Source organism: Micromonospora sp. NBRC 101691 (assembly GCF_030269285.1).
Classification (GTDB): domain Bacteria; phylum Actinomycetota; class Actinomycetes; order Mycobacteriales; family Micromonosporaceae; genus Micromonospora; species Micromonospora echinospora.
This window is the reverse complement of the sequence record NZ_BSTB01000025.1, coordinates 1-23492: the sequence shown is the minus strand read 5'-3', so window position 1 is coordinate 23492 and position 23492 is coordinate 1. Positions and strand designations below refer to the sequence as shown.

The 23492-nt window shown below is 71.3% G+C and carries 17 protein-coding genes and 1 pseudogene; 9 read left to right on the top strand and 9 right to left on the bottom strand.

Features of this window, described 5'->3' with window-relative positions; all coding sequences use genetic code 11:
• Positions 1-357: 357 nt before the first annotated feature.
• Entirely contained in the window at positions 358-2961 is a 2604-nt protein-coding gene (locus tag QSK20_RS28260; RefSeq protein ID WP_285791660.1) for a helix-turn-helix transcriptional regulator, read from the top strand.
• On the top strand, positions 2939-3433 hold the full coding sequence (locus QSK20_RS32200) for a zinc ribbon domain-containing protein (RefSeq protein ID WP_352232324.1): 495 nt from the start codon (positions 2939-2941) through the stop codon (positions 3431-3433). The genes QSK20_RS28260 and QSK20_RS32200 overlap by 23 nt, the downstream gene beginning before the upstream one ends.
• An 11-nt stretch (positions 3434-3444) precedes the next feature.
• On the opposite strand, the gene QSK20_RS28255 is transcribed toward QSK20_RS32200, so the two are convergent.
• Entirely contained in the window at positions 3445-4083 is a 639-nt protein-coding gene (locus QSK20_RS28255; RefSeq protein WP_285791721.1) for an N-acetylmuramoyl-L-alanine amidase family protein, read from the bottom strand.
• 211 nt (positions 4084-4294) lie between these two features.
• Between QSK20_RS28255 and QSK20_RS28250 the strand changes: the two genes are divergently transcribed.
• Positions 4295-4753: a hypothetical protein gene (locus tag QSK20_RS28250; protein ID WP_285791659.1), complete on the top strand. Its 459-nt coding sequence runs from the start codon at positions 4295-4297 to the stop codon at positions 4751-4753.
• A gap of 131 nt (positions 4754-4884) precedes the next feature.
• Positions 4885-7164, top strand: coding sequence for a hypothetical protein (locus QSK20_RS28245; RefSeq protein ID WP_285791658.1), 2280 nt, complete (start codon positions 4885-4887; stop codon positions 7162-7164).
• 82 nt (positions 7165-7246) lie between these two features.
• Here the strand turns inward: QSK20_RS28245 and QSK20_RS28240 are convergent, their stop codons facing one another.
• The 4 genes from QSK20_RS28240 to QSK20_RS28225 all read right to left on the bottom strand — a co-directional run bounded on the left by QSK20_RS28240 (position 7247) and on the right by QSK20_RS28225 (position 11482).
• Positions 7247-7678: an ankyrin repeat domain-containing protein gene (locus tag QSK20_RS28240; RefSeq protein WP_285791657.1), complete on the bottom strand. Its 432-nt coding sequence runs from the start codon at positions 7676-7678 to the stop codon at positions 7247-7249.
• 41 nt (positions 7679-7719) lie between these two features.
• Positions 7720-9672 carry a potassium transporter Kup gene (locus tag QSK20_RS28235; protein WP_285791656.1) on the bottom strand — a complete coding sequence of 651 codons (1953 nt, stop codon included), beginning with the start codon at positions 9670-9672 and terminating at the stop codon, positions 7720-7722.
• Positions 9673-9788: 116 nt separating this feature from the next.
• Complete coding sequence (locus QSK20_RS28230; RefSeq protein ID WP_285791655.1) at positions 9789-10472, bottom strand: TetR/AcrR family transcriptional regulator; 684 nt, start codon at positions 10470-10472, stop codon at positions 9789-9791.
• 107 nt (positions 10473-10579) lie between these two features.
• Entirely contained in the window at positions 10580-11482 is a 903-nt protein-coding gene (locus tag QSK20_RS28225; protein WP_285791654.1) for an alpha/beta fold hydrolase, read from the bottom strand.
• A gap of 141 nt (positions 11483-11623) precedes the next feature.
• Here QSK20_RS28225 and QSK20_RS28220 point away from each other — a divergent pair, with 141 nt between their 5' ends.
• Together QSK20_RS28220 and QSK20_RS28215 are read left to right on the top strand one after the other, a co-directional pair.
• Positions 11624-12574, top strand: a complete 951-nt coding sequence (locus QSK20_RS28220; RefSeq protein WP_285791653.1) for an extracellular catalytic domain type 1 short-chain-length polyhydroxyalkanoate depolymerase — start codon at positions 11624-11626, stop codon at positions 12572-12574.
• Positions 12575-12845: 271 nt separating this feature from the next.
• The gene (locus tag QSK20_RS28215) at positions 12846-14948 is read left to right on the top strand and encodes a copper-translocating P-type ATPase (protein ID WP_285791652.1); all 2103 of its coding nucleotides are present in this window, start codon (positions 12846-12848) and stop codon (positions 14946-14948) included.
• Between the two features lie 375 nt (positions 14949-15323).
• Here the strand turns inward: QSK20_RS28215 and QSK20_RS28210 are convergent, their stop codons facing one another.
• Both QSK20_RS28210 and QSK20_RS28205 read right to left on the bottom strand, forming a co-directional pair.
• Positions 15324-15491, bottom strand: a complete 168-nt coding sequence (locus QSK20_RS28210; RefSeq protein ID WP_285791651.1) for a hypothetical protein — start codon at positions 15489-15491, stop codon at positions 15324-15326.
• A gap of 4 nt (positions 15492-15495) precedes the next feature.
• Positions 15496-16899, bottom strand: a complete 1404-nt coding sequence (locus QSK20_RS28205) for a glycoside hydrolase family 43 protein (protein WP_285791650.1) — start codon at positions 16897-16899, stop codon at positions 15496-15498.
• Positions 16900-17466: 567 nt separating this feature from the next.
• On the opposite strand from QSK20_RS28205, the gene chvE reads away from it, so the two are divergent.
• From chvE to mmsB, 3 genes are all read left to right on the top strand, one after another.
• A complete protein-coding gene (gene chvE / locus QSK20_RS28200) occupies positions 17467-18609 on the top strand; it encodes a multiple monosaccharide ABC transporter substrate-binding protein (RefSeq protein WP_285791649.1) in 1143 nt (380 codons plus the stop codon).
• 77 nt (positions 18610-18686) lie between these two features.
• Entirely contained in the window at positions 18687-20225 is a 1539-nt protein-coding gene (gene mmsA, locus QSK20_RS28195; protein WP_285791648.1) for a multiple monosaccharide ABC transporter ATP-binding protein, read from the top strand.
• Positions 20222-21472 (top strand): multiple monosaccharide ABC transporter permease, encoded by a 1251-nt coding sequence (gene mmsB / locus QSK20_RS28190; protein ID WP_285791647.1) that lies wholly within the window; start codon positions 20222-20224, stop codon positions 21470-21472. Before mmsA ends, mmsB begins: the two co-directional genes overlap by 4 nt.
• Before the next feature lie 58 nt (positions 21473-21530).
• Here mmsB and QSK20_RS28185 read toward each other — a convergent pair whose 3' ends face one another.
• Both QSK20_RS28185 and QSK20_RS28180 read right to left on the bottom strand, forming a co-directional pair.
• Positions 21531-23183 (bottom strand): glycoside hydrolase family 27 protein, encoded by a 1653-nt coding sequence (locus QSK20_RS28185; protein WP_285791646.1) that lies wholly within the window; start codon positions 23181-23183, stop codon positions 21531-21533.
• Positions 23184-23280: 97 nt separating this feature from the next.
• Positions 23281-23492 (bottom strand): annotated as a pseudogene (locus tag QSK20_RS28180) (RICIN domain-containing protein); the annotation flags it as partial.

Here is a 23492-nt window from a genome sequence, read left to right as displayed (position 1 = left end):
AGAGCCGTCACGAGTCGCCCAGGAAGCCGTGAATCGCGACGTGGCCGAATTGCGTTGGTGGGTGCTTTCATGAGTTTCCTCTCCGGGGGTCGGGACGGCGACTCTCCGCAGGACTCCGTCACCGTCGGGGCGGCCCGAGCGGGCACGTAATGGAAGCTATTTGTGGCGCAGGACGATGTCGTGAGTAGTGCGGTACTCATCTGCCAGGGTGCGCCGGGGCGATCGAGGAGAAGGCGCGGCCGGTGTGGGGCGACGTCGGCTGCTGGCGTAGGTCGGCGTCCCCGCCGGGAGAGGCCGACATGGGACAGTCGCCTTCCGGCACTGTCGAATCACCTACGGTGACATTAGTCTTCGTCCATGAGGCGAGCGTGGCCGTTCGTGGGACGCCAGGAAGAGCTACGTGCGATCGAGGCCGTCATCCGTACCGGTGCTGGACGCGGCACACTGCTGGCCGGACCGGCCGGGGTGGGAAAGACCAGGCTGGCTCGCGAAGCGGTCACACGGGCGGGGCGGCAGGGCGTCACCACTCGCTGGGTCGTCGGCACCGCGTCGTCGCGCGGGCTCGCCCTGGGGGCGTTCGCGGGGCTGCTCGGCGTGCTGCGCGGCGACCCGACCGGGGTCATGGCCGAAGCCGTCCGGGCGTTCTCGTCAGGCACGAGCAACGGTCAGGTGGTCCTCGGGGTCGACGACGCCCATCTCCTGGACGACATGTCGGCGCTCCTGGTGCACCAACTCGTCGTGCAGGATGCGGCGGTGGTGGTGGTCACCGTGCGTACCGGCGAGGCGGTGCCGGAACTCGTCACGCGACTGTGGAAGGACGGCCACATCGAGCGGTTCGAGGTGGGGTCGCTCGGGCGGCAGCAGACCGGATCGTTCCTGGAGGCGGTGCTGGGCGGTCCCGTGGAGCGGACGAGCGTGCACCGCGTATGGGAGATCACCCAGGGCAACCTGTTGTACCTGCGGCATTTCGTCGCCGGGGAGGCCGAGGCCGGCCGGCTGCAGCCGGTCCGGGGCATCTGGCGGTGGTCCGGTACGGCACTGATGTCACCTGGACTGACAGATCTGGTGGCGACTCGAATGGGTGAGTTGACCGAGCCGGAGGGCCTGGTGGTCGACCTGCTCGCCATCGCGGAACCGCTGGATGTCCGCCTGCTCGCCGGGCTCGCCGAACCGTCGGCGGTCGAACGGGCCGAGGAGACCGGACTCATCCGCGTCGAGGAGGTCGGACGACGGCTCGAAGCGAGGCTGGCGCATCCCCTCTTCGGAGAGGCCAGGCGGGCCCGCATGGGGACGCTGCGGGCGCGGCGACTACGGGGACGCGTCAGCCAGGCGCTCGCCGATGCCGGATACCGCCAGGCCGACGACATCCTCCGTCGCGCGGTGCTGGCCGTGGACTCGGACCTCGAACCGGACGGGCGGCTGCTGATCGACGCGGGCCGCCGTGCCGGTCAGCTCTGTGACCTGCCACTGGCGGTACGGCTCGGGCGAGCGGCGGAGGCGGCCGGCGGCGGGTTCGAGGCATCCATGATCGTGTTGGGTGCCCTCCACGGGCTGAGTCGTCCCTCGGACGCGGACTCCGCAGTGCTGACGGCGACTGCCGGGACAGATGCCGAGCTGGTCCGGGCCACCGTGGCGCGGACCATGGACCTGGCGTGGGCGTCATCCCGGCCAGCCGAGGCGGAGGCGATTCTCGAAGCCGCCGAGTCGCAGGTCTCGGAGGAGGACGGCCGACGGCAGCTCATGGCCCTACGCGCGATGTTCGACGGACAGTTCGCCCGCCCGGTCCGAGCGATCGAGGCTGCGGAGACGGCACTCGAATCGCCGCTGCTGCCCGCCGAGTCCGTCCTCCTCGCCACGGTCGGATACGTCATCGGCCTGGCCACCGTCGGCCGGGCCGACGAACTCGCCACCCTGGCGACGCGGGGCGTGGCTGCGGCAGGCCGCGCGGGGGAGTACGCCTTCCTGCAGTTCCCGCTGATCACTGCACAGCTGGCCGGTCTGCGCCTGGCCGGCTACCTCGGGGAGGCCGCGGACGTGGCACACGGTTGCTGGGAGTCGGTCCAGGGACTGGAGTTGCCGACGGCGATCGCCAGCGTGCTGATGGGAGACGTGCTCCTGGCCCAGGGCCGGCCGGTCAGCGCCCTGCGCTGGCTGCGTGAGGCATACGCCGCCTTCGAGCCGTTCGACCGGGCGGGTGGCTTCGAACACGTGTGCCTGATCCCGCTCGTCCGCGCGCTGGCCCTCACGGGTGACCTGACGGCCGCGACGGAAGCATCGGCGAAGCTGCGTGCCCGGGAGCACCCGATGATCCGGTGCCTCCGGCCGGACATGCTGCTGTCACAGGCATGGCTGGCTGCGGCACAGGGCGTGTCGAGCGAGGCGATCGGGCTCGCGCGCGAGGCGGCGTCGGTGGCGGCGGTGACCGGACAGTCGGCCCACGAGGTCCTGGCCCTGCACACGGCGACCTGCCTCGGCGACCGGTCGTCCGTCGAGCGGCTCGCCGCGCTGACCCGTCAGGTGGACGGCCCGCGCGCACGGGCCGCCGCAGCGCACGCGAGCGCGTTGGCGGCAGACGACGGCGATGCCCTCCGGGCGGCGTCGGACATGCTGGAACGAATGGGAGACCTGCTGGCTGCCGCCGACGCGGCCGCGCAGGCGACCGTCGTGTACCGCAGAGCGCGGCGGCGCGGGGCCGCGTATCAGGCTGAGGCGCGGGTGCGACGGTTGATCCAGAGCTGCGAGGGGATCGGGACGCCCGCGACGAGGGCCACGGTCCACCCGCTGCCCCTCACCGGGCGGGAACGGGAGATCGGCACCCTGGCCGCGCAGGGCATGTCCAACCGGGAGATCGCGCGACGGCTGGTGGTGTCGGTGCGCACCGTCGAGAACCACCTCTACCGGATCAACACCAAACTGGGCATCAGCAGCCGGGACGAGCTTGCCGACGTGCTGGGCAGCTAGGCGCGAGGACCTCCGGGGCGCACGGTGCTCTCGACAAGCTCCACCCCGCCCCGGAGACGACAAGGCCACCCTCGCGGGTATCACCGTGCACCTGGTGGACGAGCGCGGTACGTCCTCGACCTGCCCCGCATGCCGCAAGCGGGTGTCGAAGCCGCGTGGGCGGACCCTGTCGTGCCCGCACTGCCAGTTCTCCGGTCACCGCGACGTCGTCGCGGCGGCCAGCATCGCCACCCGCACACCGGGCGGCGGACCCACCACCCCCACGGCTGTCGTATTGCCCGGGGTGGTCACGCACCGTCGAGTCGGCCGGCACCTACCCGGTGCCGGCCGGTCCCGACGTGACCCCCGCCGCCCACCCGGCGGCGGGAGAGTCAGAATGGCCCGCTGTGGCCCGCCCCACCAGCTGGTGGGGAGTCGCTCGCCCAACCAGCGAGGATCCACAACAACCCACCGGAAACCCGGTGAACGTTAGCGGACACAGCACTAGAGGCCGAGGTAGCTGGCGATGCCGTTGGCGTGCCCGCGCGCGGTGGCCGTGATGAACGCGGCGCTCTTGAGCAGGTTCGCGTTGGCCACGGTGTCGATGAAGAGGTTCTCGGTGAGGACCGCGGGCATGGCGGTCGCCCGCAGCACGTGGAAGTTCGCGGTCTTCATGCCGCGGTCGGTGACCGAGGCGACGGAGCGCATGCTCGACAGGATCCGGGAGTGGAGCGCGCTGTGCAGCGCGGCGGTGTTGCCGGTGGTCCCCGGGTACCGGTAGGTCTCGAAACCCGTACCGCCGCCGGAGTTGATGTGGATGCTGACGAAGATCGTGGCGCCCCACGCGTTGGCGTCGTCGGTGCGGTACGTGAGACTGCGGGTGACATCGGTGGTGCGGGACATCCGCACGTCGACGTTCCAGTTGGCCTTCAGGATGTCGCGGGTCTGGAGCGCGATGCTGAGGGTGAGGGCCTTCTCGGTCAGGCCGTTTCCGACCGCGCCGGGATCGGTGCCCCCGTGTCCGGGGTCGAGGTAGACCTTCGGGACCGCCGCGTGCGCGGTTCCGGCCACCCAGGGCGCCGCGACGAGACCAGCGGCGGCGGCGAGCAGGGTGCGGCGACGCGCTGAGGAGTTACCGATCATGAGCACCTCTCCACGGAAGTAGGATGCCGGGAAGCCGCCGGGGCCGTCCCGTACCCGTGCGGGCTGACACGGCGCAACTGTAATACATGTCGATATTGAAATAAATAGATGCGACCGATGGGGCGTGGGCGACGCACCCGCAGTGTGGTTACGGGCACGGGCGGTCGGATCGGAGACAGTGCCGAGCGGGTGGTCTCCATACCGTGCCGACATGACTGACAACAAGCCGACAGCCGGAGAGCAGGGCTGGTCGTTCCGACTCGGCCCGGACGAAGCGGGCCGGGTCGTTCGCGCCCTGCGCGAGTACGAGGTCGCCCACCCGGGGGAGCCGGTCCCCGTGGGTGACGTGATCCGGAAGATCACCGGCCGGGAACCCACCCGGTCGGACGTGCTGCCCCCGAAAGTGGACCCGGCGGCGGTGGGGCCTTCCTGGGAGGTGGGACCGTTCAAGATGGGACTCATGCCGTCCGCGCAGCTCGCCGGGCTGGAGTTCACCGCCGACGACGGCCGGGTCCAGGTGGCGGTGTTGACGTTGCGGGAGCTGGCGGCGTTGGGCCCCCTGTTCGAGCAGTTCACCGAGCAGGTGGCGAGAGTCGGGAGCCGGCACGTCGACGTGGCGGCGGCGTGCCGGGACCTGATCGGGCGTGACCCGTTCGAGAACGCCGGGTAGCCGGGTGACCGGGGCGGCACCAGCCTGCCGGCGGTGCTCACCGAACCGGCGGAGTTGGCCGAAGTGGTCACGTGACAGCAGGTCAGCGCACTACCGTGAATCCGGATCGGCATCTGCCGGGAGGCGGGACAGTGGCGCACGAGGTGGTGGAACTCCGGGTGCACGGTGTCTCCGGGGCCACTGCCGAGACACTGCTGGACCACCCGGTCGTGATCCGGGTGGCCGGCGACGACAACGCCGGCTTCTACCGGCCCCGGCCCGGGTTCGGACCTGACGGCCCATGGGGCGGGCTGCGGACCGAGGCGTACCGCTGGGGTTCGCTGACCGCCGGGGCCGCCGTACGGACCGTGTCCCTGCTGTTCCTGCTGCCGTTCATGCTGATCAACCTCGCCGTGTGGACGCGGCCGGCGACCGGCGGGGCGGGCGGGATCATCGGGCCGCTGTGCCGGCTGCTCGCTGCCAGCCTGACCGCCGCGTACGTCCTCTCCGTGGTGGGAGCGACCGTCGACATCGTGGGGTGGCAGTGCGTTCCCTACCGTCCCTGCACCCATGGCCGCGGCTACCTGTCCTGGCTGGGGGAGCTGCCCCTCGGCCCGCGCCTGGCCCTGCTCGCGCTGCTGCCGATCGGCGCGCTGCGCCTGCTGTGGTGGCTCGGGGAGCGGTCCGCCCGGGCCTTCGAGGCGTTCTCGGTGACGGGCGGGCAGAGCGGCGCCGGTGGCGAGGACCGGATCGACCGTCCCGGCTTCTGGAACGACGCGCTCGTGGTGCAGCGGTTGCGCGCCATCCACGTGGCGGTCGGGCTGGGCGTGCTCGCCGCGATTCTGCTCGGCGCGCAGATCCACATCCATCCCACGCTGGTCTCGTACGTGCTCTTCGTCGCCGTCTGGTTCCAGCTGGCGGCCTGTGCGGTCCTGCTCTGCGTGCCCGCCCGACTGGCCCGGAAGGGGCCCGGCCGGGGCCTGGTCGGCATGCGTGGCGTGCAGGCGTTGCGACGGGTCGCGATCGGGCTCACCCTGCTGGCCCTCGGTTCCACCGCGCTGCCGTTCCCGTCGGATCCACCGCGCGGACAGCTGCCCGGCCACGAGGGCGCGGTGGCCGCGTTGGTCGGGGTCCAGGCAGGACTGCTGGGCGTCCTCGTCGTCACCACGCTCCACCAGCGCCGCAGGAGCCGGACGGCGGCCACGTCCTGGCTGGGTGGACTGGCCACCCCGGTGTTCGCCGCCGCGGCGGTCGCCTCCTCGTACGGGTTCGCCGCCGCCCTCGTCTACCGCGTCGCCGACGTGCTCGACCGGGGATCGATCCCCAACCCGGCGCGGCCCAACCCCGCCGGCGCGCCGCCGCTGGAGCCACCGGTTTCCTATCGCTGGGCGGCGCTCGCCGGACTGGTCGCCGTCCTGGTCGTCGCCGCGGTCACGCTCTGGCGGATCGGGACGACCCGGCGGCGGCGCCGTCGCCTGGCCGACGAGATCGTCGCGCGGGACTTCCCCGATCCGCCGCCGGACGCCCTGCCCCGGCGCGCCACCGTTCGGGAGACGGTCGCCCGGGCCGCGGTCGCCGAGCAGTTCGGGCCGGTCTTCACCACGTTCCTGGTGTTGTCGCTGCTGGGCGTGACGACGGTCGCGCTGGACCTGGTCGGGATCGGCCCGGCGGAACTGAGCCAGCGGCTGGCCGACACCGACGGGCAGGCGGCCACGCGACTGGCGCTCGCGACCGATGTCGGGATGTACGTCATCGGGCTGGTGGCGGTGGGAATCGTCGTGCTCGGGCTGCTGTCCTACCGTTCCGAGGAGACCCGTCGCACGATCGCGGTGATCTGGGACCTGGGCACCTTCTGGCCGCGTACGGTGCATCCGTTCGCGCCGCCCTGCTACGCCGAGCGGGCGGTGCCGGAACTCGCCAAGCGGATCACCGCGATGACCGCCCGGGGCGGGGTCGTCCTCTCCGGGCACAGCCACGGATCGGTCCTCACCGCCGCCGCTCTCCTCCAGTTGCCGGACGCGGTGCTGCCCCGGGTGGCGCTGCTCACCCACGGCAGCCCGCTGCACCGCGTCTACGCCCGGCTCTGCCCGGCCTTCCTCGGCGACGGAACGCTGTACGAGGTCGGTAACCGGATCGGCTGGCGGTGGGTGAACCTGTGGCGGGACACCGACCCGATCGGCGGCCCGATCTTCTCCGCCCACCGCCCGGACGAGCCGTCACGTGTGGCCGGACCCGCGGGTACGGTCGACCGGCGGTTGCGCGACCCCCGGGCGCTGACCGTGGAACCGGACGACACCGTCCCTCCACCGATCCACCAGCACTGGCCGTACCACACCGACGAGGCGTACGCGGCGGCTGTGCGCGAGCTGGCCGCACGGCTGGATCCGGACGCGCCCGCGCCGGACGCGGGAACCACGGGCCGATCGTCGTGACCGCCCTGGCGGACGTCTCCGCCGACTTCCCGGCGGAGCGACCGGGACGTCCCGGGCCACGTCGCGTGCGACAGGGCGCGTCTCAGATGCCCGTCGCGGGGGAGCGGGCACCGGCAGCCCGCAGCAGGTCAGCTGTCGACGAGTGGCCGCCGCGGAGCGCCCAGTCCAGTGGCGCGTAGCCGGTTCCCCGGTCCTCGCGGAGATTCGGGTCGGCGTGGTGGGCGAGAAGCTCTCGGACCACGTCGGTGTGTCCCCAGGCCGCCGCGGCGCACAGCGGCGTCCCCTCCTGGCCGTGGCCGCTCTCGGCGTCCGGCGTGGCGCCGGCCCGGAGCAGAAGCCGTACGAGCTCGGCCGCGCCGTGCACCGATGCCTGGTACAGCGGGGTGGTGCCGTCGGGGTCGGCCGCGTCGGGGTCCGCCCCGAGGCGCAGGAGGGCGCCGGCGACCGCCGCGTCGTCGCGGAGCACCGACTCCATCAGACGCCGGGTGAGCTTCTTCCGCCTGCGGGTGTTCACGGTTCTCAGGGTAGGCACGTGCGGCGCTCGGCGGACGTCCGCTACACCTCGATGTGGGAACCCATGATCACCGTGCGGTTGCGGGGCAGGCCGAAGTGTTCGGCGGCGTCGGCGGTGAGGTAGGACGTGGCGATGAAGAGCCGCTTGCGCCAGAGCGCCATCGTCGGCAGGTGACCCGGCCGGAGTTCGACCTTCGACAGGAAGTACGACGCCTCGTCCAGCCGCATCCGGCCCTCGGCGGCGGCCGGGTCGACCCGCCGGAGCACCTCGGGCACGTTCGGGGCCTCCATGTAGCCGAAGCGGGCGGTGACGTGGACGATCCCGTCGTCGGCGTAGCCGAGATCGTCGACGACGATGTGCTGGTCGGCGGCGACGCGGGGCACCGGTTCGGTCAGGATCGACAGGATCAGCAGGTGTTCGTGGCGAACGTGGTTGTGTTCGACGTTGGCGCGCATGGCCAGCGGCGCGGTCTGGGCGCGGGGGTTGAGGAAGACCGCCGTGCCGGGAACCCGCCGGACGTCGCGCGGGTTGTCGCGCAGCTCGTCGACGAAGTCGCGCAGTGACCCCTCGCGGCGCTGACGCTCCGCGGCGACGATCTGGCGACCGCGCTGCCAGGTGGTCATGATGGTGAACGCGGTCAGGCCGATGAGCAGCGGCAACCACGCCCCGTGGATCAGTTTGGTCGCGTTGGCCGCGACGAACAGGAGGTCCACCACCAGCAGCGGGGCGGCGCCGAGGGCGAGCAGCCACGGCGGGACGTGCCACCTCCAGTGGCTGATGTAGAAGAACATCAGGGTGCTGATGGTGATCGTCGCGGTCACCGCCATGCCGAAGGCGTACGCCAACGCCGCCGAACTCCGGAAGGCGAACACCAGGGTGAGCACCGAGACCATCAGCAGCCAGTTGATCCACGGCACGTAGATCTGCCCGATCGTGGACTCGGAGGTGTGCGTGACGCGTAGCCGGGGCAGGTAGCCCAGTTCGGCGGCCTGCGACGCGACCGAGTACGCGCCGGTGATCACCGCCTGGGAGGCGATCACCGTCGCCGCGGTGGCCAACACGACCAGCGGCAGCCGTCCCCAGTCGGGCACCAGCCGGAAGAACGGCGCGCCGACGTTCGTCGGGTCGCTCAGGATGAGTGCTCCCTGACCCAGATAGCTCAGCACGCACGCGGGGAACACCAGGGCCAGCCAGGCCCGCGTGATCGACCGGCGACCGAAGTGCCCCATGTCCGCGTACAGCGCCTCCGCGCCGGTCACCGCGAGCACGATCGCGGCCAGGGCGAAGAACGCCACCCCGAAGTGACCGGCCAGGAAACCGAGCGCGTAGGTCGGTGACAACGCCCGGAGGATGTCCGGGTGCCGGGCGATGCCCGCGACGCCGCACCCGGCTATGGTGACGAACCAGACGATCATGATGGGACCGAAGAGCCGGCCGACGGCGCCGGTGCCCCGCCGCTGGAGCAGGAACAGCACCACGATGATCACTGCGGTGATCGGCACGACGAGGTCGGTCAGCGCCGGTTCGACGATCTTCAGCCCCTCCACGGCGGACAGCACCGAGATCGCCGGGGTGATCATGCTGTCGCCGAAGAACAGCGCGGCGCCGAAGATGCCCAGGGCGGCGAGTGCCGACGCGGCGCGTCCGCGTTCTGCCGCCGATCGCCGCAGCAGGGTGATCAGTGCCATGATGCCGCCCTCGCCCTGGTTGTCGGCGCGCATCGCCAGCAGCACGTAGGTGACGGTGACGATGATCATCACCGACCAGAACACCAGCGAGACGACCCCGTACACGCTCTCCGGGCTGACCGGCACGGGATGCGGATCGCCCGGATTGAAGACGGTCTGCATGGTGTAGATCGGGCTGGTGCCGATGTCACCGAACACCACGCCGATCGCGCCCACCACGAGCGCGTTGACCCGCGGACCGCGGGCCGCCAGGGAGCGCGATGCGGCACCGCTGTCCGGCCCGTGCGATCCCTGCGCGTCCGTCACGGCGAGCCTTCCTCCGACGCATCGGGGTGGTCGTCGCATTGTCCCAGCAGGTCAGGGCGGCCACCGCCGTCTCCGGGCAGGTCACCGGACCGGGTCGTGCGGTCGGGTCGTGCGGATCAGCGCAGCATGTTGCGGGCGAGGGTGGCGTACTGGTCGGCGAGGTCGTCGACGGTGATGCCCAGGGCCGGGGTCCACCACTCGGCGACCCGGATGCCCATGGCCCCGATGGCGGCGACGGCGATGAGCGGGTCGACGTCGGCGCCGAACGCGCCGAGCTGCCGGCCGCGGTTGATGACGTCCAGGATCAGCCGTTCGGAGTCCAGCCGGACGGCGGCGATCTCGTCGCGGGCCGCGCCGTCCAGCGTGCCGAGTTCGCGGTTGGCGACCCGGGCCAGCAGCGGGTACTCGGCGTGCATGCGGACGTGGGCCCGGGTGAGCGCGGCCAGTTGGTCGCCGGGGTCGGATCCGCAGTCGAGAAGGGCCTGGCGCAACCGGTCGCGGTGTTCGACGTGCCCGAGGCGCAGCAGGTCCGCCAACAGGTCGGCCTTCGACGGCACGTGCGCGTAGATCGAACTCGCGTGGATGCCGACGCCCGCCGCCAGGTCGCGCACCGAGACGGCGTGGTAGCCGCGTGCGGCGAACTGACGCAGCGCCTCCGCCTGGATGCGTCGAAGCGTGCCGCCGGCCGTCGCGCGCGGTGGCAGCGGATCCGTCGCGTTCCGGGCCGGGGGGCTGGCGGCGACGATCTCGGTCAGCAGCCGGGCGGTGTCGGCGGCCGGGGCCGGACGCTTGCGTGCCACGCCTCCTGCTCCTTCACACCGTGCTCGACGGACGTGCCACTACCCTGGCACACCGGGTCGCCAGGCGGGAAATCCGGCGGGATGTCCCTCATGGTCGACCGGTCACCTCATCTGCCGCACCGCTCGGCGAACGCGACCAGCGCGTCGGCGCAGCTGGTCGCGCCGTGGTCGGCCAGCGCGACGGTGTAGTGCGTGGTGCCCGGGATCCGCTGGTGCGTGAACCGACCCACCGCGCCGCCTTCCGCCCGTACGACCGCGTCGGGGTACAGCGGCGGCTGGTCCGGATAGAAGCCCTCCTCGGCGGTCAGCAGCGTCACCGGTACCGTGATCGCCGCCAGCCGCCTGCGCAACAGGTCGGCGTCGAGGGTGTCCAGGTAGTCCGCGCGAATCGCCGCCTCGGACGCCCGTGGCCTCAGGTGCGGTGCGGTGCCGCCGAGGTCGTAGTCCAGGTACGCGTGCACCCACGGTCCCCACACGTCGGCCGGGAACGCCGGCAGCGCCCGCCAGTAGTCGTGGTACTCCTCCCGGCTGGCGAACTCCCGCCGTAGCCGGGCCAGTTGCGGACCCAGTACGACGTCCAGCAGCGCGGCCGGGTCGACGCCGGGCGGGACCGTGAGCGGCAGCCCGCCGTCGACCATCATGACGCCCGCGACCCGGTCCGGGTGCTCGGCGGCGAGAGCGACCGCGGCGAACGCCCCCATGGAGTGTCCGACGACGACACAGTCGTCGAGCCCGAACGCCTCCATCGCCGCGGCGACGTCACGGGCATGCTGACCCATGCCGTGGGGTCCCTCCGGCTTGTCGCTGCCACCCCGGCCCCGCAGGTCCAGGGCCAGCAGCGGACGCCGCCCGGCCAGCCGCTCGGCGATGCCGACGAAGTTGACGTAGGACGCGGTGATCCCGTGCAGGGCCACGATCGGCCGGCCACGCCCCGGCCAGAACCCGAACGCCAGCTCCACGGCGTCCCCGGCGACCCGCCCCTGTGCTTCCCGGTTCGCCACCACGCCCATCGCGCTCTCCTCGTCTCCTGACGAACGAACGTTTGGCAGGAAGACAGTCTCGGATCTGCGACGTGCCCCGTCAACACCTTGACATATACGTGGATGGACTTCAATGTTCCAAACAAACGACCGTTTGGAAGGGGTTCGATCATGACCGTCAACCCTGGCCGGTGGCTGCGGACGCTGGCCGCCGCTCTCGCCCTCGTCGCGGGAGCCGTCGTCGCCCCGCCGCCCGCGCACGCGGCGACGGGAACGTTCTTCCACGGCACCTACGTCTCGATCCACGGCATCAGGGACTACCACGGCTACGTGCCCTCGACCTATCGGCCCGGCACGCCGATGCCGCTGGTCGTGGCGCTGCACGGCTGCACCGAGAACGACGTCGGCTTCGACGTCCTCACCGGTTGGAGCGCCCGCGCGGAGCAGAAGGGTTTCGCCGTCGTGATGCCGGATCAGAACAACCTGGCCAACCCGGCCGGCTGTTGGAACTGGTTCCTGCCGACGAACCAGCACCGCGGCTTCGGTGAGCCGGCGATCATCGCCGGCATCACCGACCGCGTCGCGAGCCGCTACGGCGCCGACCGTCGCCGTGTCTACGTCACCGGCATCTCGGCGGGCGGGGTGATGGCCAACATCATGGCCGTCTCCTACCCCGACGTCTATGCCGCCGCGAGCGTCGTCGCCGGTTGCGAGTACCTCTGCGACGTCCTGCAGAACACGACGCCGCAGCAGTCCGGTCGGGCGGCGTTGCAGGAGATGGGCAGCCGTGCCCGCGCGGTGCCGGTGGTCATCTTCCAGGGCACCGGCGACATCGTCGTGCCGCCGTCGACGGCGTACCGGGTCGCGGGGCAGTGGACCACCGTCGCCGGAACCGACGCCACGCCCGACGACACCGTCGACGGTCAGGTGCCGGGCGGGCGCGGCTACACGCTGCTGCGCCACCGCGACGACGCCGGCCGGACGATCGTCGACCAGTACATGATCAACGGTGCCGGGCACGCGTACCCGGGTGGTTGTTCGTGCAGCCTCTACGGCGACCCCGCCGGGCCCGACGCCACCGGCATCTCCTGGGACCACTTCGTCGCCCACCCCATGCCGTAGTCCGGCCGCCCCGTCCGCCCCGCCCGGGCCGACACGTCGGACGGCAGCGGGGCGGACGCGCGGCGCGTCCGGTGGGACCCGACGCGCGCGGCGGCGTTCTGCGGGGCATGGAGTCCGGCGCAGGGGGTAGCCGCAGGCGGAACCGGACCGAAGGAGCCCGTGCCCGGCGCCGGTCGCCCGCCGCGAGGCGAGTGATCCGCGAGACATCGACACGCCTGGGCGGACGATACCCCCTGGGGGTATGTTCGTGTCCCGAGGGAGGCGATGACGGATGTCGCACGAGCACCACGCCCCGCCGACGCGGGCGGACGGTCACACCGGAACCGGCGGGCAGCAGGAACACCACGGCAGCCAGGTCCACCACCGCTCCGGGCACGACAAGCACGCCGGGCACGACCCGGGGATGTTCCGCCGCAGGTTCTGGCTGAGTCTGGCCCTGACGGTCCCGATCGTGGCGACCAGCCACATGGTGATGGACTGGTTCGGCTACCGGCTCGACTTCCCCGGCGTCGGCTGGGTGGGGCCGGTGCTGGGCACTGTGGTGTTCGCGTGGGGCGGGTGGCCGTTCCTGCAGGGCGCGGTCCGGGAGGTCCGGGACCGGGCACCGGGGATGATGCTGCTGATCGCGATGGCGATCACCGTGGCGTACGTGGCGTCGCTGGCCACCTCGTTGGGCGCGTTCCACCTGGACTTCTGGTGGGAGCTGGCCGCCCTGGTCACGATCATGCTGCTCGGGCACTGGCAGGAGATGAAGGCGATCGGCCAGGCCCAGGGCGCGCTGTCCGCCCTGGCCGCGCTGCTGCCCGACGACGCCGAACGCCTCGACGCGCAGGGCCGGCCGACGCGGGTGTCCGTGGCCGCGCTGGGAGTCGGGGACGTGGTCCTCGTCCGCCCGGGCGCACGGGTGCCGGCCGACGGCTCGGTCGTCGACGGTGGTGCCGAGATGGACGAGTCGATGATCACCGGGGAGTCCCGGCCGGTCCCTCGGACGGTCGGCGACCGGGTGGTCGCCGGCACGGTGGCCACCGACGCGGCGATCCGGGTCCGCGTCACGGCCGTCGGCGAGGACACCGCCCTGGCCGGCATCGAACGCCTGGTGACGCAGGCGCAGCGGTCCAGCGGCCGGGCGCAGGTGCTCGCCGACCGGTTCGCCGCATGGCTGTTCTACGTCGCCACCGCCACCGCCGTGGTGACCGTGCTGGCCTGGACGGCGCTCGGCAACCCCGACGAGGCCGTCCTGCGCACGGTGACGGTCCTGGTGATCGCGTGCCCGCACGCCCTCGGGCTGGCCATCCCGCTGGTGATCGCGCTCTCCACCGCGGTGGCGGCCAAGGGCGGCATCCTGGTCAAGGACCGGATCGCCCTGGAGCGGATGCGCACCGTCGACGCGGTGCTGTTCGACAAGACCGGCACCCTGACCCGCGGCGAACACGTCGTCACCGGCGTGGCCGCCACCGCCGCCAGCGACGACGAGGTCCTGGCCATCGCCGCGGCGGTGGAGGCCGACAGCGAGCACCCCCTGGCCCGCGCGATCGTCGCCGCGGCCGCCGAGAAGGGCGGTGTCCGCCGGGCCACCGGATTCCTGTCGCTGACCGGACGCGGTGTGCGCGCCGACGTCGACGGCGCCACCTACGCCGTGGGCGGACCCGCCCTGCTGCGGGAACTGCGGGCGACCGTCCCCGACGACCTGCGGCATCGCCAGGACGACTGGTCGCGACGGGGGGCGGCGGTGCTCCACCTGCTGCGCCTCGACGACGACGCGACGACGGTCGTCGGTGCCCTGGCCCTGGAGGACCAGGTCCGCCCCGAGGCCCGGCAGGCCATCAGGGAACTCCGTGAGCAGGGGGTCCGCAAGATCGTGATGATCACCGGTGACGCCCGGCCGGTCGCCGAGGCGGTCGCCGCCGACCTGGAGTTCCGCCCCGGCGAGGACGAGGTGTTCGCCGAGGTGCTGCCTGCCGACAAGGACGACGCCGTCGCGGACCTGCAGAAACGGGGTCTCCGGGTGGCGATGGTCGGCGACGGCGTCAACGACGCCCCCGCGCTGGCCCGCGCCGACGTCGGTATCGCCATCGGGGCCGGCACCGACGTCGCGATCGAGTCCGCCGGTGTGGTCCTGGCCTCCTCCGACCCGCGCGGGGTCACCGGGGTGATCCGGCTGTCCCGGGCCTCCTACCGCAAGATGATCCAGAACCTGGCCTGGGCCGCCGGCTACAACGTGGTGGCCCTGCCCCTGGCCGCAGGCGTCCTGGCCTGGGCCGGCGTCACGCTCAGCCCGGCAGTCGGGGCGGTGCTGATGTCCGCCTCCACCATCGTCGTCGCGCTCAACGCCCAACTTCTGCGCCGGGTGCGGCTGCGTCCGGTGGCCGGGTAGGCGACCCGCTGCCGGATCCTTCCCGGCCGGCACCGCCGCCGCGTCGCCCCGGTGGCCGACGTCCCGGAGACCAGGATCCCGGCGAGGTCGGGGTGTCCGGTCGTCCGGAGACCCCGACCTCGCCGAAGCGGTGTCGATCACCGGCGCGACGCTGCGGGCCGACCGGGTCAGCCCGGGTGGCCGGCGGCGGCCTGGCGGACCTGCCGGCGGGCTGCGGCGCGGGGCACCCCGGTCGCCCGGAGCAGGTCGTGACGCCGCCCTGCTGCTCCTGGCCCTGTTCCGCCTCGGTCACGCCGAGGAGGGCCGCCGCTACCGGAATGCGGGCCGGTGCTCCGGTCTTCAGGCCGGGGGTGAAGGCCCGCGCTGGGAGGGCCGCTAGGCCCGAGCAGTACCTTGACCGGGACGGTTCTGCTGCTCGATGTACTGCTTCATGAGGAGCGCGGCCCCGACGGCGGCGCACTGGGCAACCATCCGCAGGCGTTCACCCACCTCGCCCTGATCGAGGCCGCGCTGAACCTCGACGCCGCCGGTGACCGCGACCATCCGGTCACGCCGGGGCGCCACCCCGGCCGAACTGCCACCAGTCGACGTTGAACAGGTGGCCGCCGCCGCCGGCGAAGCGCAGGTACAGGTCCCGCGTACCCGTGGCTCCGCTCACCCCGCAGGTGGTGGTCGTCCAGTTCTGCCAGCCGCCGGTGCCAACGACGGCGCAGGTGCCGACGATCGGGCCGCCCGCGCTGTCCAGCCGCACCTCGATCCGGCCGCCGCTGGTGGCGGAGGCGACCCGCGCGGAGAAGGAGGCGGCGCCGGTACCGAAGGCGACGCCCTTGACCTTGATGTGGTCTCCGTTCTCGATCCAGCCGACGTTCATGCCGCCCTCGCGGGACGGTTCGGTCTCGATGCCGGAGCCCCAGGCGATCGTCTCGGCTTCCTGCCGGACGTACGGGTTCAGCGTGCCGACCTGGGAAGCGCCCACGGTGGTCATGTTGATCGTGGGGAAGGTGCCGTTGGAGTTGTAGGTGAACCTCTCCAGCGCGACCGAGCGCGTGAAGCCGCCCCCGCCGGGTAGCGCGCCGTTGTGGTAGAAGAAGTACGATCCGCCGTTGAAGTCGATGACACCCGCGTGGTTGGTGAAGCTGCTGCCCTGCCGGGGCATGATCGTCCCTCGGTACGTCCAGGGTCCGGTGGGGCCGGGCGCGGTCGAGTAGGCGATGAACTCGGAGCAGCACTCCGCCGCGAAGACCATGTAGTAGAGCCCGTTGCGCTTGTAGACCCAGGGGCCCTCTTCGTAGAGGGTGGGGCGGCCGGGGTTGCCGGTGCGGGTGCCGAACCCGGCGGTGGTGAGCGGGATCCGGGTCGGGCTGCCCGAGAACGAGACCATGTCGGGGTTGAGTCGCACGTACCACAGGTTCGGGTTGCCCCAGTACAGGTACGCCTGCCCGTCGTCGTCGACGAAGGCGTGCGGATCGATCTCGCCGTTGCCGACCAGCGGGCGGCCGAGCGCGTCCCGGAACGGGCCGGTCGGGCTGTCCGCCACCCCGACCCCGATCACCATCTGCCCGTTCGAGCGCTGCCGGACGGGCACGTACCAGTAGAACTTCCCGTTCCGGGGGATGACGTGGCCGGCCCACGCGTTGGCATCCGCCCAGGCGAAGGTCGCCAGGCTCATGGGCACGCCGTGATCGGTCCAGTTCACCATGTCCGCGGACGAGAACACCCGCCACTCGCGCATGGTGAAGTAGGTGGAGCCGTCCTCGTCGTGTCCGGTGTAGAGGTACACGCGACCGTCGTGCACCAGCGGTGCCGGGTCGGCGGTGTAGATGTGCTGGACGATCGGGTTGTCGGCGTGCGCGGTGCCCGGCAACAGGGCGATCGCGCAGACCAGGCCCGCGACCGCGGCGACGGCGCGCCGGAGTCCCTTTCCGGCCCGGAGCGGAGCTCGCAGCTTCACGACTTACCTCCAGGGTGTCGAGCGGTTTCCCTACGCGGCGGTCCGGGCCGACAAGCCTGCTCCGGTTCGGCGAGCATGCCGGCGATGAACGCCGATTGTTATCGATAACATCCCAGGCTTCGAGTGCAGGAAGCCTTGCGGCGTCGGTTTGAGCTGGCTGTATGCCTCGGTCGCCCCGGTGCCCGGCTGGGGCGGAAACGAGATCGAATTAACGCTGACATCGAGCGTTCACGATGCACCGTACTGGTCGGGCTGGTGTCCGTCAACGGAGCCTCGCCGCGTGGGGTGGGCGTGGCGGGCCCGGTCGTCGGGCGGTCCGTCCGCGCCGGGCGGGAATGTCTCAAGTCATTGACATCCAGCTCTGTTAGCGCTAACATGCTGCATCACGGGTTGGCCGCCCCCGGAGACACGCACCGCCACCACGGCTCGCGCGAGCGGCACCGGTTGCGACCGCAGTCGGTCGCACCTGCGACGGCGGTGTCGCCAGGGCCCACGCGACCCGGCACCCCGTCCGTCGTCCCCGAACGAAGGGTTCTTGTCCAGGAGTACGGAGGGGAGAGGAAACTCGTGCGCAGACGAATTCTGGCCGCTCTCGGTGGGGCGGCACTCGCCATCAGCCTGGCCGCCTGTAGTGGCGAGGGAGCGGGAGGCGGCGGAGACACCGGCGGCGAACGGGCCGCCGAGCTGACGATCGGTGTCTCGATGCCGACCCAGACCTCGGAGCGGTGGATCGCCGACGGCAACTCGGTGAAGGAGAAGTTGGAGGCGAAGGGATACCAGGTCGACCTCCAGTACGCCGGGGACGACATCCCGACGCAGTCGCAGCAGGTCGACCAGATGATCACGCGGGGCGCGGACGTGCTGATCATCGCGGCGATCGACGGCACCGCGCTCAGCGGCCAGCTCCAGGCGGCGGCGGACGCGAAGATCCCGGTCATCGCGTACGACCGGCTCATCCGGGACAGCCCCAACGTCGACTTCTACGTCAGCTTCGACAACTACAAGGTCGGCGTCGCCCAGGCGAACGCGCTGCTGGTCGGCCTCGGCCTGCTCGACAGGAACGGCGGGAAGGGCACCGCGACCGGGCCGTTCCAGGTGGAGCTGTTCGCCGGCTCGCTGGACGACAACAACGCCCACTTCTTCTTCCGGGGCGCGACGGACACCCTCAAGCCGTTCGTCGACGCCGGCACGCTGAAGGTGAAGTCCGGGCAGGTGAAGATCGAGCAGGTGGCCATCCTTCGGTGGCAGCAGGAGACCGCGCAGAAGCGCATGGAGGACCTGCTCACCTCCAGCTACAACGACGGCAGCACGGTCGACGGTGTGCTGTCGCCGTACGACGGCCTGTCCCGCGGCATCATCACCGCCCTGCAGAACGCCGGCTACGGCACGGCGGCCAGGAAGATGCCCGTGGTCACCGGCCAGGACGCCGAGATCGCATCGGCCAAGCTCATCAACGACGGAGTCCAGAGCTCCACCATCTTCAAGGACACCCGGCTCCTGGCCGAGCAGGCCGTGGTGGCGGCCGAGGCGTTCGGAGAGGAGAAGAAGCCGGAGGCCAACGACACCAGGACGTACGACAACGGTGTCAAGGTCGTGCCCTCGTTCCTGCTGCCGGTCCAGACCGTCTACAAGGACGACATCAAGCCCGTGTTGATCGACTCCGGTTACTGGACCGCCGAGGAGGTCGCCGCCGGGCAGGCGAAGGGTTGACCCGGATCCGCCGGCCCGGTGGCGGGGACCCCGCCGGGCCGGCGACACCCACCACGACAGCTCGGAGCAGGACGGTCATGCGCGAGAACATCCTCGAGATGCGCGACATCACGAAGACCTTCCCCGGAGTGACGGCACTCCAGGACGTCTCGCTCGCCGTGCGACGCGGTGAGATCCACGCGATCTGCGGCGAGAACGGAGCCGGAAAGTCCACCCTGATGAAGGTGCTCTCCGGGGTGTACCCGACCGGCGACTACGACGGCGAGATCGTCTTCGACGGCGAGCCGGTCCACTTCCGGGGCATCCGGGACAGCGAGTCGCACGGCATCGTCATCATCCACCAGGAACTCGCGCTGGTGCCGCACCTGTCGATCGCGGAGAACATCTTCCTCGGCAACGAGCGGCGCGGGTTCGGCGGCCTCATCGACTGGAACCGGACCAACGCCGAGGCCGCTCGCCTGCTCACGTCGGTCGGGCTGACCGAGAATCCGGTGACCCCGGTGGTCGGGCTCGGCGTCGGCAAGCAGCAGTTGGTGGAGATCGCCAAGGCACTGTCGAAGAAGGTGCGACTGCTGATCCTGGACGAGCCGACCGCAGCCCTCAACGACGTCGACTCGGCGCACCTGCTGGACCTGATGCGCCGGCTGCGGGACGAGGGCCTCACCTGCATCATGATCTCCCACAAGCTCGGCGAGATCACCTCGATCGCCGACTCGACCACGGTGCTCCGGGACGGCCGGACGGTCGAGACGCTCGACATGCGCGACGACACGGCCACCCAGGAGCGGATCATCCGCGGCATGGTCGGCCGGGACCTCGCCGCCTTCTACCCCGACCGGGTGTCCTCCCCGGGCCGGGAGGTGCTCCGCATCGAGAACTGGTCGGTGCGGCACCCGACCCAGGACCGGTTGGTGGTCGACGGCGCGTCGCTCCACGTCCGCGCCGGTGAGGTGGTCGGCATCGCCGGGCTGATGGGCGCCGGACGCACCGAGCTGGCGATGAGCCTGTTCGGCCGCTCGTACGGCCGGGACGTCACCGGCCGGCTGTTCGTGCACGGAAGCGAGGTCAGGGCCCGTACGGTGGCCGAGGCGATCGAGCACGGCATCGCGTACGCGACCGAGGACCGGAAGCGCTACGGCCTCAACCTGATCGACGACATCAGGGGCAACATCTCGGCTGCGGCGCTGGGCCGGCTCGCCCGGTTCGGCTGGGTGGACGGCAACCGGGAGATCAAGGTCGCCGAACAGGGCCGGCGCGACATGAACATCAAGGCCCCGACGGTGATGTCGGTGGTCGGCAATCTCTCCGGCGGCAACCAGCAGAAGGTCGTCCTGGCGAAGTGGCTGTTCACCGACCCGGACGTGCTCATCCTGGACGAGCCGACCCGGGGCATCGACGTCGGCGCGAAGTTCGAGATCTACACGATCGTCAACCGGTTGGTCGCCCAGGGCAAGGCCGTCGTCATCATCTCCTCCGAGCTGCCCGAGCTGCTCGGCATGTGCGACCGCATCTACACCCTCGCGGGCGGCCGGATCACCGGCGAGCTGCCGGTGGGCGCGGCCACCCAGGAGAACCTCATGGAACTCATGACGAAGGACAGGGGTCCGGTCGGATGACCAGCACGAAGCCTCCCACCACACCGAAGAGCGGCGCGTCCCCCGCGGCCCCCGCCGCCGCCCTGCACACCGGCACCAGCGATCCGCGGACGCTGCTCCTGGGCAACCTGCGGCAGAGCGGCATCTACGTCGCCCTCGTGGTGATCGTCGCGCTGTTCGCGGTCCTCACCGACGGCGTCTCGCTGAGCCCCGGCAACATCACCAACATCGTCCTCCAGTACTCCTACATCCTGGTGCTCGCGATCGGCATGGTCATCGTGATCATCGGTGGGCACATCGACCTCTCCGTGGGCTCGGTGGTGGCGCTCACCGGCGCGGTCTCCGCCGTGCTCGTCATCCGGGAGGGCCTGCCCTGGTGGGTCGGCATCCTCGCCGCGCTCGCCGTGGGCGTCGCGGTCGGCGCGTGGCACGGTCTCTGGGTCGCGTACGCCGGGATCCCGGCCTTCATCGTCACGCTCGCCGGCATGCTGCTGTTCCGCGGCCTCACCCTGCGGGTGCTGGACAACGTCTCGCTGTCGCCGTTCCCGGCCGAGTACCAGCGGCTTGCCGCCGGCTTCCTCAACGGGCTGCTCGGCGGGGAGGGTTTCGACGCGTTCACGCTCTTCATCGGCGCGTTCGCGGTGGCCGGATACGCGGTGAGCGTCTTCCGGACCCGGGTGGCGCGCGTCCGCTACGAGCAGCCCGTGGAGTCCTTCCCGCTCTTCGTCGCGCGGGTGGCTCTCGTCGGCGCGGTCGTCATGTACTTCGCCTGGCAGTTGGCCCACGCGCGGGGCCTGCCGATCGTGCTGATCGTCCTGGCCGTGCTGGTGCTGGTCTACGGCCTGCTCACCCGGCGTACCGTCTTCGGTCGTCAGGTCTACGCGATCGGCGGCAACCTCCCGGCGGCGATGTTGTCCGGCGTCCGGGTGAAGACGGTCAACTTCTGGGTCTTCGTCAACATGGGCTTCCTGTCCGCCGTCGCGGGCGTCATCTACTCGTCGCGCTCCAACGGCGCGCAGCCCGCCGCCGGCAACATGTTCGAGCTGGACGCGATCGCGGCGGCGTTCATCGGCGGCGCGGCGGTCACCGGTGGGGTCGGCACGGTCGTCGGCGCCATGGTTGGTGGTCTGATCATGGCGGTGATGAGCAACGGCATGCAGCTCATGGGCGTCGACCAGTCGGTGCAGTCGGTGGTCAAGGGCCTGGTGCTCCTCGTCGCCGTGGCGTTCGACGTCTACCACAAGCGGCGCGCCGCCGGCAGTCGCTGACCGGCCGGCCGGGTGGGCACGCCGCCCACCCGGCCGGTCCGTCACCGGTGGGCGAGGCTCACACCCGGCTCCACCGCTGGTTGGCGTTGCCGTGGCAGGACCAGACGAGCACGGCCGTCCCGTTGGCCGTGCCGCCGTTGTCGACGTCCAGGCAGAGGGACGGGAAACGGACGTTGCCGACCGTGCCGTTGCCGTTGACCGTCCACTGCTGGTGGGTGCCGCCGTTGCAGTCCCAGATCCGCGCCCGGGTCCCGTTGACCGCGTTGGTGGGGACCTCCAGGCACTTGCCGAGGATCCGCAGCGTCTGCCCGTTCTGGCTGATCTGCTGGTTGGGGTTGCCGTGGCAGTCCCAGATCAGCGTCCCGGTGCCGTTGGCGGTGTTGCCGTTGTCGAGGTCGAGGCACCGTCCGGCCGACTCGCTGCGCAGCCGGAACGTGGTGGGCGGCGGCGGGTCGGTGGTGCCGCCGCCACTGACCCGGTACACCACCGTGCCGTGCGCCGGAACGCTCGCCGAGATGGTTCCGGTCGTGGTGGAGGTGGCGTTGGTCCACGCGTCCCGCAGGGTGAACGGGCCACCGGTCTTGCCGATCGCCGCCGCCGTGGTGGAGACCGTGGTGGTGGAGCCGCCCTGGTTGAACAGCGCGACCGCGACGTCGCCGTTGGCCAGCCGCTTGGCCAGGACCCGCCGGGTGCCGTCGTGGGAGACCTGGACGGCCTGCCGCCCGAGCGGGTCCTGGTTGATGGCGACGAGGTTCTGGTTCTTCAGGATCGTCAGCGTCGCGGCGTTCGCCGAGCGCAGGTCGTTGCCCATCATGAGGGGCGCCGCCATGATCGACCACAGCGCGAAGTGGCTGCGCATCTCGGTGTCGTTCATCCCGCCGTTGCCGACCTCCAGCATGTCCGGGTCGGTGAACCCGCCGGGCGCGGCGTAGCCGGCCAGCGGCACGTTGACGTTGACGATGTTCTGGATGCCCATCGGGTACCCGTTGGTCTGGCCGGTGTCCCACGCGTTGGTGATGTCCTCGGTGGTCCGCCAGAGGTTCGCCACGTCGCTCCAGTTGCGCTGCGGCCCGGTCTTCTCGTGGATGCTGTTCGGGTTGATGCTGTAGACGATCGGCCGTCCGGTGGACGCGAGCGCGTCGCGCATGATGCCGAACCGCGCCACCTGGTCGTTGATGGTGCCGGTGGGGGAGCACCAGTCGTACTTCAGGTAGTCCACGCCCCAGGCGGCGAACTGCCGGGCGTCCTGGTACTCGTGCCCGAGGCTGCCGGTGGAACCGGGAAAGGAGTCGAAGTACTGGGCACAGGTCTGGTCCAGCGGTGACTGGTAGATGCCGAACAGCAGGCCCCGCGAGTGCAGGTAGTCCCCGAGCGCCTTCATCCCGCTCGGGAACCGCTGCGGGTGGGCCTGGAGGTTGCCCTGCGCGTCCCGGTTCGGGTCGAACCAGCAGTCGTCGACGACGACGTACTTGTACCCGAGGTCCCGCAGGCCGTTCTGCACGATCGAGTCGGCCATCTGGCGGATCAGGGTCTCGTTGATGTTGCAGCCGAACGTGTTCCAGGTGTTCCAGCCCATCGGCGGGGTACGGGCGACGCCGTTGTTCAGCGCCTGGGCCGGGCGGGGCGCGACGACCCCGTCGGCGACGCTCGCCGCGAGCGTCAGCGTCAGGACGCCCAGGACGACGGTCAGCCATCTCTTCGGTCTGCGCATGCTGCTTCTCCTCTGCGGGTGAGGTGTTCGACACCGGCGGCCGCCCGGCCGCCGGTGTCGGGGACGTCGGGCAGTCACATCCGGGATGTCCGCCTCAGCCGACGCGGACGAGTCGCCACTGCTGGTTGGCGCCGTTCCAGTCGTCGTACTGCACGATGCTGCCCCCGTCGGCGGTCGAGGCGCCCTGCACCTCCACCACCTTGTTGCTGTTGCGGTTGATCAGACGGACGTGGCCACCGTCGGAGTCGGCCAACCGGAACTGCTGGTTGGAACCGTTGCCGTCGGCCCACTGCACGATGTTGGCCCCGT